Here is a 14,921-nt window from a genome sequence, read left to right on the forward strand (position 1 = left end):
TGGAAGAGCAACATAATTTCGCCAACTCGCCAAACAAGGAGACGAACTTGCAAGACCCTGATTTCGACCGCATCGACCGCAAGATCCTTGGCTTCCTGCAAGAGCACGGACGCGCATCCAACCTGGAAGTGGCGGCGGCCGCCGGCCTGTCGCCCGCTCAATGCCATCGCCGCCACCGGCGTCTGGAGGAGGCCGGCTTCATCGCGCGCTACGAAACGCGCCTGAATGCCGCCCGGCTGGACCTGCACGTCGTGGCGTTCATCCTCATCGCCATGGAAAAGGGCCACATCCGCGACCTGACGAAGTTCACCGATGTGGTCACCGACCTGCCGGAGGTCCTGGAGTGCTATTCGATCACCGGCGACTACGACTTCGTCATCAAGGTCATCGCGCGCGACTTAAAGGGCCTGTCGCAGTTCCTGATCGACAAGCTGATGCGCCTGCCGGGCGTGGACGGGGTGCGATCCAGCGTCTGCCTTGACGAGTTCAAGTGCACCAGCGCCCTGCCCTTGCCGGACTGAGCCGCACCGGCGCGAGACGCCCGGGTTACCAGCGAAGAATTCGAGGCCCGGCCAGGGCGCCCACCACCACAGGCAACGAAATGCCCGCGACGTACCAGACCGCCAGGAAGGGCGCAGCCAGTTCCTGGCAATGCAGCGCGTAGACGGCAGCGCCCACCCCTCCCGCCATCGCGCCCGCAGCGGCGCCCGCAAGTGCGGGCCGTGTCGGCGCGAGCCCTTTCAGTGCCACCAGGGCGGCGATGAATACCGGGAGGGAAATCGTGGCGATGTTCATTGCGCAAGTGCGCCATGTCTGCCCCATGATCAGCGTCGGACGCTCCTCCGCCGGCGATGACAACAACATCACGGCCGCCATCACCCAGATGACGCCCAATGGCGCGACGAGCCCCAGCCAGGCCCGGCGCACGAGCACGCCGGGTCGCGCCAGTCGCTGCAAGATGACGAAGCCGGTGACCGCCACGCAGATCGGCAGCAGCATGCGGACCCAGAACATCGGCCAGACCATCACCTGGGCGAGGTCGCGCCGCATGCCATACACGAGCGTCATCCACGCGAAGGACAGCGGCACGCCGACCAGCAGCGCGATGGACAGCCTGCGCGAAGCCGCACCCGGAGGCACCGGCGCCGCACCGGTGGCGAGCATCGCGACAAGGTCGTCTGTCTTCATAGGGACTCCTTGATCTTCAGCGCGAGTGCCTTCAGGCCGCGGTGGATGCCCACCTTCACCGCGGACTCCGACATGCCGGTCAGCGTCGCGGTCTCCGCGACCGAGAGGCCTTCGAGCTTGACGTGCACGATGGGCAGGCGGTGCCGGTCCGGCAGGGTGTCGAGCAACCCCGCCAGGTCGCGGCGCGCATCGCTCGCTTCGGTGGCCGATTCGGCGAAAACGGCCAGGTCGTCGTCCAGCGGTTCATGCAGCGCCTCGCGGCCTGCCTTGGCGCGCAGCAGGTCGATCATCTTGTAGCGCGCGATCGCATGCACCCAGGCCGTCAGCGGCTGGTCTCTCTGGTAGGTGTGGCGCTGGTTGTGCATGGCGAGAAGGCATTCCTGTACGAGATCTTCCACTTCATCGGGCCAACCGAACAGGCGCCTGGCCAGGAACGCTCGAAGGTGGGTGCTGAGCTTCTGGAGGAAGGCGCGGTAGGCCGCCGCGTCGCCGTCGAGACCGCGCACGAAGAGGTCGTGCAGCACGCGCTCCGCGTCGCTCTTCGCCAACGGGCTCCCACTGGTCATTCGTGCTTTCGAGTCGGCCGGTTACAGGCGCATCAGGAAAAAGAGATCCGGCGGATTGTGCCGTCGCGCAGGCTCGGCAGCGCATTACGACAAATGGCGTATGCAGTTGCTTGCCAGTTATGGGAGCCGTCGGTACATTGCGGTTTTTGAGGGCCTGCAATGTCCGTTGACACCGTTCCGACTCCATCCTCTCCATCGCTTTCTTCCACGTCTCCCGAGCCCTCTCCTGACGTCGCGCCGCCCGAGTCGGTGTCGATCTCGCCGGTCTATCCCGGCTCATCCCCCCAGCGCAGCCACATCCGCCTGACGTCGCATGCCGGCGGGTTCGGTGCCCTGCCGATCCAGTGGGGCGCAGCCACCGCGGCGGAACGCGGACCGGTGGTCGGCACCACGACCAAGCGCGCGCACCGCAACGTGATCGGCACGCACAGCGGGTCATACAGCGTCTATCGCGCACTCGCCGTGGCCTCGGGCGCCCTGTCGCCGCACCACAAGGCGGACCTCACCAATACGGCGCCGACCGACGCCATCGGCCCCTATCCGCAATGGAGCGAGCCCGGCAAGATCGTCTCGCTCGATCCATGGGGTGCCGTGGTGGCGGATGTGTTCTCCGCCGAACTCGCGGCCGGCTACGACATTCGGCCCACCATCGCGATCACCAAGGCGCACGTGATCCTGCCGGAGGTCATCGAGGCCTTGCAGAAGGGCCGGCTCAAGGCCGACGGCAAGTTCCTGACGGCCGGCGGGGCGGCGATGGTCACCAAGGCGGCGATCGAACCCGTCTGGTACCTGCCCGCGGTCGCCAAGCGCTTCGGCTGCTCCGAGACCGACCTGCGCCGGGTGCTTTTCGAGGAAACGGGCGGCATGTACCCCGAGCTGGTGACGCGCTCCGACCTGGAGGTGTTCCTTCCGCCCATCGGGGGCCAGACCCTCTATATCTTCGGCAATGCGCGCGACCTCGCGAACCCCGATGTCGAACTGACGGCGCGCATCCACGACGAGTGCAACGGCTCGGACGTGTTCGGCTCCGACATCTGCACCTGCCGGCCCTACCTCACGCACGCCATCGAGGAATGCATCCAGGGCGCGCAACGCGGCGGCGTCGGACTCATCGCCTATTCGCGCAAGGAGGGCCGTGCGCTCGGCGAGGTGACCAAGTTCCTGGTCTACAACGCGCGCAAGCGCCAGGTGGGCGGCGACACGGCCGACCAGTATTTCGCGCGCACCGAATGCGTGGCCGGCGTGCAGGACATGCGCTTCCAGGAACTGATGCCCGACGTCTTCCACTGGCTCGGCATCCGCAAGATCCACCGCCTGGTGTCGATGAGCAACATGAAGTTCGATGCCATCACAGGCTCGGGCATCGAGATCGGAACGCGCGTGAACATTCCCGACGAACTGATCCCGGCCGACGCCCGCGTCGAGATGGACGCCAAGATGGCGGCCGGCTACTTCACGCCGGGCGCGGTGCCCGACGCCGAGGAACTCAAGAAGGCCAAGGGCCGGGGGCTCGATCAATGAGCAGGGACAACTACGGGCTGGACCCCGATCGACCGACCTCGAACCCGGCCGTGCGCAGTGTCGACCCCGAAGGGCACGTCGACCCGTCGGCCGAATTCGTGCCCGACACCGATCACCCGGCCGGCGCCGCCGCCTACCTGCGCACGACGCAGGCAGTGCGCAGCCGGGCGGCGGCACTGCTGGCGCGCGCCCGCGCCGGCGATTCGCAGTGGTTCACGATCGGCGCCGACAATGCGATGGAAGACACGGCACGCACCGTGGCCGAAGTGACCCGCGACCGCTACCCTTGGAGCCCCATCCCGTACCACAGCCGCTGGCGCCATTTCGAAGCCGGCGGCGTGAACCGGGTCAGGACGCTCGACGAACTGCTGGGCAACGCGACCGCCAGCCAGCGCGCTCGCGCGCACATCGACCTCGTGCTGGTGAGTGTGCTGCTCGATGCCGGCGCCGGCCCCGACTGGCACTACATCGAGGCGGCCACCGGCCAGCGCTTCACGCGCTCCGAAGGGCTGGGCGTCGCGAGCTTCCACGCCTTCACGAGCGGCCTGTTCTCGTCGAATCCCGCGCAGCCGCTGCAGGCCGATTCGGCCGGACTGCGCGCCTTGGTCACTGACCGGCTCGGCGATGCCTTCCAGGTCAACACGGTCAACCCACTGGTCGGTCTCACGGGCCGGGCCACGCTGCTGCGTCGGCTTGGCGAGGCGATGAGCGAGCAGCCCGAAGTGTTTGGCGACGATGGCCGGCCGGGCCGACTGTTCGATGCGCTCGTCGGCCCCTATGGCCCCGCCGCGCCGCCGACCGCCGAGGTCACGGCGCACGAAATCCTCTCGCTGCTGCTCGATTCGCTTTCCGGCATCTGGCCGTCCTCCAATGCGATCGACAGCATCGCGGCCGACGGCAGCGATGCACCGGGCGGCATCGGCACCGGCGACCCGGCGCTGGCGCTGGGCGACTGCTGGCGACACAGCGCGGTGCCGGGCCCTGGATTGACCAGGGGCTGGATGCCGTTCCACAAGCTCTCGCAGTGGCTCACCTATTCGATGCTCGAACCCTTCGAATGGGCCGGCGTCAAGGTCCGCCATCTCGAAGCGCTCACCGCGCTGCCCGAGTACCGCAACGGCGGCCTGCTGATCGACAGCGGGATGATCGTTCCGAAGGACCCGTCTTTTCTCCTGCGCGACTGGAAGGTCAGCGACGAGTTCATCGTCGAATGGCGGGCGCTCACCATCGCCCTGCTCGACGAGTTGGCTCCGCGCGTGCGCAAGGTGCTCGGCCGCAGCGAGGAAGAGTTGCCGCTCGCCCGCGTGCTCGAAGGCGGCACCTGGGCAGCCGGACGCGTCATGGCACAGCGCTTGCGTGATGGTGCACCGCCCTTGCGCATCGAGAGTGACGGCACCGTCTTCTAGACTCCACCCTCTTTTTTCACAACGACAAGAACGCCCAGCCGCTTCTCGACCACCATGAGCAACGTCCACCTCGTCGATCACCCCCTCGTCCAGCACAAGCTCACACTGATGCGCCGCAAGGAAGCCAGCACCAACAGCTTCCGCCGCCTCCTCAATGAAATCAGCATGCTGATGGCCTATGAGGTCACGCGCGACATGGCGATGCAGGACATCGAGATCGAGACCCCGCTCGAGACGATGCACGCCAAGGTCATCGACGGCAAGAAGGTCGTGCTGGTGTCGATCCTGCGCGCCGGCACGGGCATCCTGGACGGGATGCTGAGCGTGATCCCGGGCGCGCGCGTCGGCCACATCGGCCTGTACCGCGACCCCAAGACGCTGACCGCGGTGGAGTACTACTTCAAGATGCCCGGCGGCATGGAAGAGCGCGACGCGATCGTGGTCGACCCGATGCTGGCCACCGGCAACTCGGCGGTGGCGGCGGTCGAGCGGTTGAAGGAACTGAATCCGAAGTCGATCAAGTTCGTCTGCCTGCTGACCTGCCCCGAAGGCGTGAAGACGATGCAGGACGCGCATCCGGATGTGCCGATCTACACCGCGGCAATCGACCGCGAACTGAACAGCCATGGCTACATCCTGCCCGGCCTTGGCGACGCCGGCGACCGGATCTTTGGGACCAAATGAACTCGCCCCCAGGCTGCGCGCACTTCGTGTCGCTTCGCCTTCCCCCTACCGGGGGCAACGCCTGTGGCCCGGCGGAGCCGGTTCCACGGCGTTTCTGGAATGGGGCGCGAACTACTTGCCTTGCGAATTCATAACCCGAGGAGAAGCACTGTGACTGTTCGCCGTCAGTTGATCATTCGTTCGGTTGCCGTTGCCGCGGCGCTCGCGGCGGGGGCGCCTGGGCTCGCGCTGGCGCAGGCCAAGCTCAAGGTGGCGGCGGTCTACACCGTGCCTTTCGAGCAGCAATGGGTGGGGCGCATCCACAAGGCGCTGAAGGCGGCGGAGGCGCGTGGGGAAATCGAATACACCGCGACCGAGAACGTCGCCAACGCCGACTATGAGCGCGTGATGCGCGAATACGCGACGGCGGGCAACCAGTTGATCCTGGGCGAAGTGTTCGGCGTCGAAGCGGCGGCACGCAAGGTGGCGAAGGATTTTCCGAAGACGGCGTTCCTGATGGGATCGTCGCTCAAGCCGCAGGCGCCGAATTTCTCGGTGTTCGACAACTACATCCAGGAGCCGGCCTATCTGTCCGGCATGGTCGCCGGGGGCATGACCAAGACGAACAAGATCGGCATGGTCGGCGGCTTCCCGATCCCCGAGGTGAACCGCTTGATGAATGCTTTCATGGCGGGCGCCAAGGAAGTGAATCCGAAGGTGGAGTTCAGCGTGAGCTTCATCAACAGCTGGTTCGATCCGCCCAAGGCCAAGGAAGCGGCTTTCGCGATGATCGACAAGGGCGCGGACGTCATGTACGCAGAACGCTTCGGCGTGAGCGATGCAGCCAAGGAAAAGGGAAAGCTCGCGATCGGCAACGTGATCAACACACAGGATAAGTACCCGGACACGGTCGTCGCCTCCGCACTGTGGAACTTCGAGCCTTCCGCCGACCGCGCGATCAAGCTGGTCAAGGAGGGCAAGTTCGCCGCCGAGGACTACGGCCAGTACTCGATGATGAAGCACAAGGGGTCCGAACTTGCGCCGCTGGGCACTTTCGAGAGCAAGGTGCCGGCCGACATCGCCGCCAAGGTCAAGTCGAAGCAGGCGGACATCCTGTCGGGCAAGTTCACAGTGAAAGTGGACGATAGCCAGCCCAAATCCACCGCGAAGTGAAGTCCACCCCCAAGTAGCTCTTCTTGGCCCAAGTCCTCGCGCTGCGCGGCATCACCAAGCGCTTCGGCGCGCTGGTGGCCAATGACGGCATCTCGCTCGAACTGCAGGCGGGCGAGGTGCTGGCGCTGCTCGGCGAGAACGGCGCGGGCAAGTCGACGCTGATGTCCATCCTGTTCGGGCACTACGTGGCAGATGAAGGCAGCATCGACGTGTTCGGCGGGCCGCTCGCACCGGGCAATCCGAAGGCGGCGCTGGCCGCGGGGATCGGCATGGTCCACCAGCATTTCACGCTCGCCGACAACCTCAGCGTGCTGGACAACGTGCTGATGGGCACGGAGTCGCTGTGGAAGCCCTTCTCCCGCCGCGGCGCGGCACGCGCCAAGCTGATGGACGTGGCACAGCGCTTCGGCCTGCCGGTGCAGCCGGATGCTCTGGTGGGCAGCCTGTCGGTGGGCGAGCGTCAGCGCGTGGAGATCCTGAAGGCACTGTACCGAGACGCGCGCATCCTGATCCTCGACGAACCCACGGCCGTGCTCACGCCGCAGGAGAGCGAGGCGCTGTTCCACACGCTCGCGCAGATGGTGGCGCAGGGCCTGTCGATCATCTTCATCAGCCACAAGCTGGCCGAGGTGCTGCGCGTATCGCACCGCATCGCCGTGCTGCGCGGCGGCAAGCTGGTGGCCGAGTCGCGCACCAGCGACACCACGCAGGCGCAACTCGCGCTGTGGATGGTCGGCCATGCGATCGAGGGCACGGTGCGGCGGCCCGCGCAGCGAGTCGGCGATGCCGTCTGCGTGCTCGATCACGTGCGAACCACGGGCAGCGGGCACGATCGACTGCAGGACGTGACGCTCACGCTCAGGGCCGGTGAGATCACCGCCATTGCGGGCGTGTCCGGCAACGGGCAGGTGGCGCTGGCCGAACTTCTGAGCGGCACGCGTCGTGCAATCGCGGGCACGGTGAGCCTGATGGGGCGTGCGCTGGCCGCATCGCCGGCCCGGTTGGTGCAGCGCGGCGTGGCGCGCATCCCCGAAGATCGACATGCTGTAGGCGTGGTGGGCGATCTTCCAGTGTGGGAGAACGCCGTTTCCGAGCGGTTGCGCAGCCGTGCCTTCTCGCGCTGGCTCTGGGTCCGGCGCGGCGCCGCGAAGGCGCATGCGCGCAGCGTGGAAAAGGCCTACGACGTGCGAGGAGCCGGGCTCGAATCGCCTGCGAGGTCGCTCTCCGGCGGCAACATGCAGAAGCTCATTCTCGGGCGGGCACTGCTCGCGCCGGCGTCCGCTCCCGCGCAGCGCCGCATCCCGCGGCTCATCGTCGCGCACCAGCCGACTTGGGGACTGGACATCGGCGCGGTGGCCTATGTACAGCAACAGCTGATCGCGGCGCGCGACGCCGGCGCGGCGGTGTTGCTGATCTCGGACGATCTCGACGAGGTGTTGACGCTGGGCGATCGCGTCGCCGTCATGCACGGGGGCCAGTTGGGCGAGCCCCGCCCGGCATCGGCGTGGACGCGCGAAGCGATCGGCCTGGCGATGGCGGGCTCGAAGACATGAGGCTGGAGCGCCGCCACGGGACATCGCGCGTGGCATTGGTGCTCGCGCCCGTCGGCGCGGTCGGATTCACCTTGCTGGTGAGCGCGCTCCTGGTGCTGTGGGCCGGCGCGCCGGTGGGTCGCACCTATGCGCTTCTCCTGCAAGGCGGCTTCGGCTCGGTGTTCGCCTGGAGCGAGACCCTCACCCGCGCCATCCCCTTGATCCTCACGGGCTTGGCCGCCACCGTCGCCTTCAAGGCGCGGCTCTTCAACATCGGCGCCGAAGGGCAGCTTTATGCGGGCGCGCTCGCCGCCGTGGCCGTGGGCGGCATGCATGGCGGCGCGGGCTTCGATCTGCCGCTCTGGCTGTTGTACCCACTGATGATGCTGGCCGCCGCGACCGCGGGCGCCCTGCTGCTGCTGGGCCCGGCGCTGATGAAGAACAAGCTGGGCGTCGACGAAGTGGTGACCACGCTGCTGATCAACTTCATCGTGCTGCTCGGCGTCTCCGCCATGCTCGATGGCCCCATGAAGGACCCGACGGCGATGGGTTGGCCGCAGAGCGTATCGCTGCAGTCCGAACTCGAGCTGAACAAGCTGATCGCGCAGACGCGGGTGCACAGCGGCTTGCTGTGGGCCGGCGCCCTGTCGGTGATCGTGTGGGCGCTCTTCAAGTACACGGTGATCGGCTTCGACATCCGCGCGGTAGGCGCGAACGCGCGCGCTGCAGCCTTTGCCGGCGTCCCGGTCACGCGCACGGTCGTGCTGGTGGCACTGCTCTCGGGCGCGCTGGCCGGGCTGGCGGGCGCGATCGAGGTGGCCGGCCGCACGAGCTACGTCACCCTCGACATGTCTCCGGGCTACGGCTACAGCGGCATCGTGATCGCGATGCTGGCCGGACTGCATCCGCTGGGCGTGCTGGCGGCGGGCGTGTTCGTGGCGGGCGTGCTGGTCGGAGCCGACACCATGAGCCGGGCGATCGGCGTGCCGACCTACATCGCGGACGTGATCGTGGCCGCCTCGCTGATCGCGGTGCTGGTCGCGACCCTGTTGACCCAATATCGGGTGCGGCTGAGATGAGCGACGTGGCGGACATTCTTTCGAACGCCTCGTTCTGGGTGGCCGTGCTGCGCATTGCCACGCCGCTGATTTTCGGGACACTGGGCGTGCTGCTGTGCGAACGGGCCGGCGTGCTGAATCTCGGCATCGAGGGAATCATGGTCGCGGGCGCCTTTGCGGGCTGGCTGGCGGTGTACGCGGGAGCGCCGCTGTGGATGGGCGTGGGAGTGGCCGCGCTGACGGGAGCCGTCTTCGGGCTGCTGCATGCCTTCCTTACCGTGGGGCTGGCACTCTCGCAGCATGTGTCGGGGCTTGGCATCACGCTGCTGGCAACAGCGCTGAGCTACTACGGCTATCGCGTGAGTTTCCCGAAGGTCAACACGCCACCTACGGTGACTCCCTTCGCGCCGATGGAGTGGCTGCACATCCCGGTGCTCGATGCGCAGACGCCGCTCACCCTCCTTGCGCTGCTGATGGTGCCGGTGGTGGCCTACGTCCTCTACCGCACACCCGTCGGGCTGGCCGTGCGCATGGTCGGCGAGAACCCGCAGGCGGCCGAAGGCCAGGGCGTGTCGGTCGCGGCCACGCGCACGGGTGCGATCGTCGCCGGCTCGGCGCTGATGGGCGTGGCGGGGTCCTTCCTCACGCTCTCGGCCTTCAACGCCTTCTTCTTCAACATGATCAACGGCCGCGGATGGATCTGCGTGGCGCTGGTGGTGTTTGCGTCCTGGCGGCCCGGCAAGGCACTGCTGGGCGCGTTGCTGTTCGCCTTCTTCGATGCGCTGCAACTGCGGTTGCAGCAATCTGGCGACGCCGTGCTGCCCTACCAGATCTACCTGATGCTGCCTTATCTGTTGTCCATCCTGGCGCTGGTGCTGGTCGCGCGCAAGGCGAGCTACCCACAGGCCCTGATGAAACCGTATCGAAAAGGAGAGAGGTAGAACCTCAGACCCCTGGGGCCCGGCGGACCCGGTCCCGCGGGGTTTTCACGAACAGGGCTCGCTACGCTGGCCCGCCACGCGCAGGAGAACCGGAATGCTTGACTTGCTCATACGAGACGCCGCCCTTCCCGACGGCCGCACCGGGATGTCGATCGCCGTGCAAGACGGCCGCATTGCCGAGGTCACGGCCGGGCTCGATGCGCCGGCCGCGGAAAAGCTCGACGCGCAAGGCATGCTCGTCGCGCCGCATTTCGTCGACCCGCACTTCCACATGGACGCCACACTCAGCTACGGCCTGCCCCGCGTGAATGAAAGCGGCACCTTGCTCGAAGGCATCGCGCTGTGGGGCGAGCTCAAGCCGCTGCTGACGACCGATGCATTGATCGAGCGCGCACTGGCGTACTGCGACTGGGCGGTCGCCAAGGGGCTCCTCGCGATCCGCAGCCATGTCGACACGAGTGACCCCAGCCTGCTGGCAGTCGATGCACTGCTCGAGGTCAAGCGTCGCGTGGCGCCCTATCTCGACTTGCAGCTCGTCGCATTTCCGCAGGACGGGGTGCTGCGTTGTCCGGGTGGCGTCGAGAATCTGAAGCGCGCGCTCGACAGGGGCGTGGACGTGGTCGGCGGCATTCCGCACTTCGAGCGCACGATGGCCGACGGCGCCGCAAGCGTGAAGTTGCTGTGCGAGGTCGCAGCCGAGCGCGGCAAGCTGGTCGACATGCACTGCGACGAGTCGGACGATCCGCTGTCGCGCCACATCGAGACGCTGGCCTTCGAGGCGCAGCGCCTCGGGATGCAGGGCCGGGTGACCGGCTCGCACTGCACGTCGATGCACTCGATGGACAACTACTACGTGAGCAAGTTGCTGCCGCTCATCGCCGAAAGCGGCGTCGGCGTGGTGTCGAACCCGCTCATCAACATCACGCTGCAAGGCCGCCACGACACCTACCCCAAGCGCCGAGGCATGACGCGCGTGCCCGAACTCATGGCCGCGGGCGTGAACGTCGCCTTCGGCCACGACTGCGTGATGGACCCGTGGTACGGCATGGGCTCGGGCGACATGCTGGAGGTGGCGCACATGGGATTGCATGTGGCGCAGATGACCAGTCAGCACGGCATCCGGCAGTGCTTCGACGCTGTCACGGTCAATGCGGCCAAGGTGTTTCACCTCGAAGGCTACGGGCTCGAAGCCGGTTGCGATGCGAGCTTCGTGCTGCTGCAGGCGCGAGATCCGGTGGAGGCCATCCGGCTGCGTGCGACGCGGCTCAAGGTCTATCGCAAGGGCCGCCTGTTGGCGCAGACGCCGGCCGCCACGGCGGATCTCCATCTGCCCGGCCGCGAAGCCAGGACCGGCTGGATGATTCAGCGAGGCTGAGGATTCCGGGCCTCAGCCGAGCGAACCCACCGGGCACCACATGTGGACTTTGGACAGGAAGGTCGAGCCCAGCGCAACCGCGAAAGGTTCTACGCCGAAGGACACGAATCCGCAGTGTTCGTAGAGCGCATGCGCGGCGGCATTGCCTTCGGTCACGGTCAGCTGCACGACCTTGACCCCTTCACGCGAAGCGGCTTGTGCCAGTGCAGCCTGCACGAGCATCCGCCCCACTCCGCCTTGCCGGGCCGCAGGCGCGACATACATGCCGAACAGGTTGGCCTTGTGCCGCGCCTTTCCGCGCGGCTCGAACTGGAGCCCGGTGGCACCGACGAGCCGATCGCCGTCAAAGGCGCCCAGGACGACCTGACCGGCCCGGGGCGACGCATCGAGCCGCGACTCCCACCAGGACATCGGCAATGCCGCGCGCTCGTCCGCACTGGAGGTGAACGCGTCGGGATGCCGCTCGTAGCCTTCGAGCATCAGCGCCCGGTAGGCAGCGGCATCGGGTGGCGCGAGACGGCGCACGGTGGTGGACATCGCGAGTTCCTCCTTCAGATGGCCGGCGCAATGGCCTCCGCGTATTCATACAAGGCGCCGAGTATCTGTTCCGCTCTCTCGTCCGCCGTCTCCGCCAGCGTGTCGATCTCGGCGAAAAGCTCGTCGACATTGCGTGCACCGCCCTCCCCTTCGAGCAGACGCGCGACCCGGTGCGCCTCCCAGCGCTCGGATTCTTCGTCATTGAGCGTCTCGACGAAGTTGCGCGCGCGGTAGCGGAACAACAGTTCCTCGAGCCGTGCGTCGTCGAAACCGGTGCGTGCCTGTGCGAGCTGGGTCGGCGGCAGGCTGCGCAACTGAGTGAGTCGTCGCCGATCGCCATTGCCGACGAATCCGCCGTAGAGGTCCTCGTCGACGTCGGGCGCGCCTTCCCGCGGCCGTTCATAGACTTGCGGCCAGATCGCGCTCATGTCGGGTAGCGCGGCGGCCAGTGCCGCATTGCGCATCGCCGCCTCCATGTCGATGCCCCAGCGCGCGGCCATGACGGGCGACAGCGTCTTGAGGTTGCCAACCACCATGGGTGACTTGTTCAGGTGCACACCCTTCACCGGCAGGCGCGCAACGCCTTCGGGCAAGTCCGCGGTGCGCGTGAAGAGGCGCAGGCGCAGCGTCGCCACGTCGATATCGCGCAGTTCGCTGGGGTCGTGGGCCAGGTCCCAGGCGAGCAACTCGTTCTTGTTGGTCGGATGGCTGGCCAGTGGCCACATGACTGCCAGGCAGCCGCGTTCGACCGGGAACATGCCGGAGACGTGCAGGAAGGGCCGCGCGGAGTCGCGCGTGGCGGGCAGACCGAGTTCGGAGGCGACGCGATCCTTGCGATGCAGTGCGAACGCGAAGTCGAAGAGCTTCGGTTGCTTGTCGCGAATGAGCCGCGCCAATGCGATGGTGGCACGCACGTCCGACAGCGCATCGTGGGCCGCCTCGTGAAGCAGCCCATTGGCACGTGCCAGGTCTTCGAGTTTGAAGCTCTGGGTGCCATCAGCCTTCTTCGGCCATTCGATGCCGTCGGGACGCAGGGCGTAGGTCAGCCGCACCACGTCGAGCAGGTCCCAGCGGCCGCAGTCGTTCTGCCATTCGCGCGCATACGGATCGATCAGATTGCGCCAGAACAGGAAGCGCGTGACTTCATCGTCGAAGCGGATGGTGTTGTAGCCCACGCCAATGGTGCCGGGCTGCGAAAACGCGCGCTCGATCTGCGCCGCGAATTCGTGCTCCGGGATGCCGCGCTCCAGGCACTGCTGCGGCGTGATGCCGGTAATGAGGCAGGCCTCCGGGCTCGGCAGGTAGTCGGGCGCGGGCTTGCAATAGATCATCAGCGGCTCGCCGATCTCGTTGAGTTCGGCGTCGGTGCGGATGGCGGCAAATTGTGAAGGCCGGTCGCGGCGCGGCACGGCACCGAAGGTTTCGTAGTCGTGCCAGAGAAAAGTATGAGGCGGCATTGTCAAAGCAAGGGGGAAAACAGGCGTGCGATCGAATCGCCGAGGCGGCGCAGGAAACTCTGGCGCCGTAGGGCCCGGATCGGCGACGCACTGCGGAGATCGGTCACGAATTGCGCGACCAGGGGCTTGGCGAGGGCTGGACCGTAGATCACGGCACAGACCTCGAAGTTGAGCCGGAAGCTGCGGTTGTCGAAATTGGCGGTGCCGATCATCGCGCAGTTGTCGTCGACGACCAACGTCTTCGAATGGAGCATGCGCGCCTTGTATTCCCACACCTTGACACCCGCCGCGATCAACTCGTCGTAGTACGAACGGGCCGCCGCGCTCACGACCAGCGAATCGCTTCGCCGCGGCACGAGGAGCTGCACGTCGACGCCTCGCAAAGCAGCACTCGTGAGCGCCATCAGCGCCGGTTCGCCGGGCACGAAATACGGCGTCGTGAGCCAGGCCCGATGCACCGACGACTGGATCGCCGCCAGGTGCATGCGATGGATGGGCTCCAGAAGATTGTCGGGTCCGCTCGTGACGATCTGCACCGGTATCTCCCCGACGCCCTCGTGAGCGGGAAGGCGCGGCAGCAGACGCGCCATGGTCCGGTCGATCTGGCGCGGGTCTTCGCCGGTCGCGTAGGTCCAGTCCTCGAGGAAGGTCGTCTGCAGCCAGCGCACCGCGCTCCCTTCGATGCGGAGGTGGACGTCGTGATACGCATCCTCGCGTGTACGGGAGTCTTCCTCGTCGGTGATGTTGACGCCGCCGGTGAAGCCCACGCGCCCATCGCATACGACGATCTTGCGGTGGGTGCGGTAGTTGGTGACCGGCCGCAGGCGCCGGCCGATGCGTGTTTCATGGAAGAGCGCGACATGGATGCCCGCCGCGTGCATCGGCGCCATGAACTTGCGGCCAACACGCTTGGAACCCAGCGCGTCGAGCAACAGCCGGACCGCGACACCTTCGCGCGCGCGTTCGATCAGCAGATCGCGCAGCGCCGTACCGATCTGGTCCGGCTCGAAGATGTAGTACTCGAGGTGCACATGGTCGCGCGCATTCCGGATGGCATCGAAGATGGCATCGAAGGTGCGCGCACCGCCTGAAAGCAACTCAGCCGATGTCGCGCTCGACACCGGCAATCCGCACGACGCCGTCCCGAGCGCGGCCATCTGCCGCAATGCAGGCGGCGCCTGCTCGGCCGCATCGCGCAACAGCGCGAGATCCGCCGGCGACTGCGCATTCGCGCGGCTGCGCAAGCGCTTGAGGCGCTGCTTCTTGAGCCGCTGAGGCCCGAGGAAGTAGTAGATGATGAAGCCGGCGAACGGCAGCAGCGCCAGCGAGAGGATCCAGCTCATCGTCGACACCGGCGCGCGCTTCTGCATCACGATCCAGACGGAAAGCACCGCGATGTAGCCGCTCCACGCAAGGGAGAGGCCGGTCTTCCATTCCTGGCTGAGCTCGGGGACGATCAAGGGCGAAAAGGATCCTGAAAAAGAAAAAGGCCGATAGCCCGATG

14 protein-coding genes are annotated in these 14,921 nt (G+C 66.8%); 9 read left to right on the forward strand and 5 right to left on the reverse strand.

Annotated features, from left to right (window positions below):
• The first annotated feature begins 47 nt into the window (after nucleotides 1–47).
• Nucleotides 48–521, forward strand: a complete 474-nt coding sequence (locus tag QTH97_RS02155; protein WP_286566340.1) for an Lrp/AsnC family transcriptional regulator — start codon at nucleotides 48–50, stop codon at nucleotides 519–521.
• Nucleotides 522–546: 25 nt separating this feature from the next.
• Here QTH97_RS02155 and QTH97_RS02160 read toward each other — a convergent pair whose 3' ends face one another.
• Together QTH97_RS02160 and QTH97_RS02165 are read right to left on the reverse strand one after the other, a co-directional pair.
• Nucleotides 547–1,188, reverse strand: a complete 642-nt coding sequence (locus tag QTH97_RS02160) for a DUF1109 domain-containing protein (protein WP_286566341.1) — start codon at nucleotides 1,186–1,188, stop codon at nucleotides 547–549.
• Nucleotides 1,185–1,754: a sigma-70 family RNA polymerase sigma factor gene (locus tag QTH97_RS02165; protein ID WP_286566342.1), complete on the reverse strand. Its 570-nt coding sequence runs from the start codon at nucleotides 1,752–1,754 to the stop codon at nucleotides 1,185–1,187. The genes QTH97_RS02160 and QTH97_RS02165 overlap by 4 nt, the downstream gene beginning before the upstream one ends.
• A 159-nt stretch (nucleotides 1,755–1,913) precedes the next feature.
• Here QTH97_RS02165 and QTH97_RS02170 point away from each other — a divergent pair, with 159 nt between their 5' ends.
• From QTH97_RS02170 to QTH97_RS02205, 8 genes are all read left to right on the forward strand, one after another.
• Nucleotides 1,914–3,275: a GTP cyclohydrolase II gene (locus QTH97_RS02170; protein ID WP_286566343.1), complete on the forward strand. Its 1,362-nt coding sequence runs from the start codon at nucleotides 1,914–1,916 to the stop codon at nucleotides 3,273–3,275.
• Nucleotides 3,272–4,681, forward strand: coding sequence for a URC4/urg3 family protein (locus QTH97_RS02175; RefSeq protein ID WP_286566344.1), 1,410 nt, complete (start codon nucleotides 3,272–3,274; stop codon nucleotides 4,679–4,681). Before QTH97_RS02170 ends, QTH97_RS02175 begins: the two co-directional genes overlap by 4 nt.
• Nucleotides 4,682–4,735: 54 nt before the next feature.
• A complete protein-coding gene (gene upp, locus QTH97_RS02180; protein ID WP_286367663.1) occupies nucleotides 4,736–5,365 on the forward strand; it encodes a uracil phosphoribosyltransferase in 630 nt (209 codons plus the stop codon).
• A 150-nt stretch (nucleotides 5,366–5,515) separates the two neighbouring features.
• A complete protein-coding gene (locus QTH97_RS02185; protein WP_286566345.1) occupies nucleotides 5,516–6,517 on the forward strand; it encodes a BMP family protein in 1,002 nt (333 codons plus the stop codon).
• Between the two features lie 23 nt (nucleotides 6,518–6,540).
• Complete coding sequence (locus QTH97_RS02190) at nucleotides 6,541–8,070, forward strand: ABC transporter ATP-binding protein (RefSeq protein ID WP_286566346.1); 1,530 nt, start codon at nucleotides 6,541–6,543, stop codon at nucleotides 8,068–8,070.
• Complete coding sequence (locus QTH97_RS02195) at nucleotides 8,067–9,128, forward strand: ABC transporter permease (protein ID WP_286566348.1); 1,062 nt, start codon at nucleotides 8,067–8,069, stop codon at nucleotides 9,126–9,128. The genes QTH97_RS02190 and QTH97_RS02195 overlap by 4 nt, the downstream gene beginning before the upstream one ends.
• Nucleotides 9,125–10,048: an ABC transporter permease gene (locus QTH97_RS02200; RefSeq protein WP_286566350.1), complete on the forward strand. Its 924-nt coding sequence runs from the start codon at nucleotides 9,125–9,127 to the stop codon at nucleotides 10,046–10,048. Before QTH97_RS02195 ends, QTH97_RS02200 begins: the two co-directional genes overlap by 4 nt.
• A gap of 94 nt (nucleotides 10,049–10,142) precedes the next feature.
• Nucleotides 10,143–11,423, forward strand: a complete 1,281-nt coding sequence (locus QTH97_RS02205; RefSeq protein ID WP_286566352.1) for an amidohydrolase family protein — start codon at nucleotides 10,143–10,145, stop codon at nucleotides 11,421–11,423.
• Nucleotides 11,424–11,435: 12 nt separating this feature from the next.
• On the opposite strand, the gene QTH97_RS02210 is transcribed toward QTH97_RS02205, so the two are convergent.
• Genes QTH97_RS02210 through cls form a run of 3 tightly spaced genes read right to left on the reverse strand, consistent with a single transcriptional unit; the run spans nucleotide 11,436 to nucleotide 14,877 of the window.
• On the reverse strand, nucleotides 11,436–11,960 hold the full coding sequence (locus tag QTH97_RS02210; RefSeq protein ID WP_286566354.1) for a GNAT family N-acetyltransferase: 525 nt from the start codon (nucleotides 11,958–11,960) through the stop codon (nucleotides 11,436–11,438).
• Nucleotides 11,961–11,974: 14 nt separating this feature from the next.
• Nucleotides 11,975–13,417 carry an exodeoxyribonuclease I gene (gene sbcB / locus QTH97_RS02215; RefSeq protein WP_286566356.1) on the reverse strand — a complete coding sequence of 481 codons (1,443 nt, stop codon included), beginning with the start codon at nucleotides 13,415–13,417 and terminating at the stop codon, nucleotides 11,975–11,977.
• 2 nt (nucleotides 13,418–13,419) lie between these two features.
• Complete coding sequence (gene cls, locus QTH97_RS02220) at nucleotides 13,420–14,877, reverse strand: cardiolipin synthase (protein ID WP_286566358.1); 1,458 nt, start codon at nucleotides 14,875–14,877, stop codon at nucleotides 13,420–13,422.
• Between the last annotated feature and the right edge of the window lie 44 nt (nucleotides 14,878–14,921).

Source organism: Variovorax gracilis, assembly GCF_030317115.1.
In the GTDB taxonomy this organism is placed as follows: Bacteria; Pseudomonadota; Gammaproteobacteria; order Burkholderiales; family Burkholderiaceae_C; genus Variovorax; species Variovorax gracilis.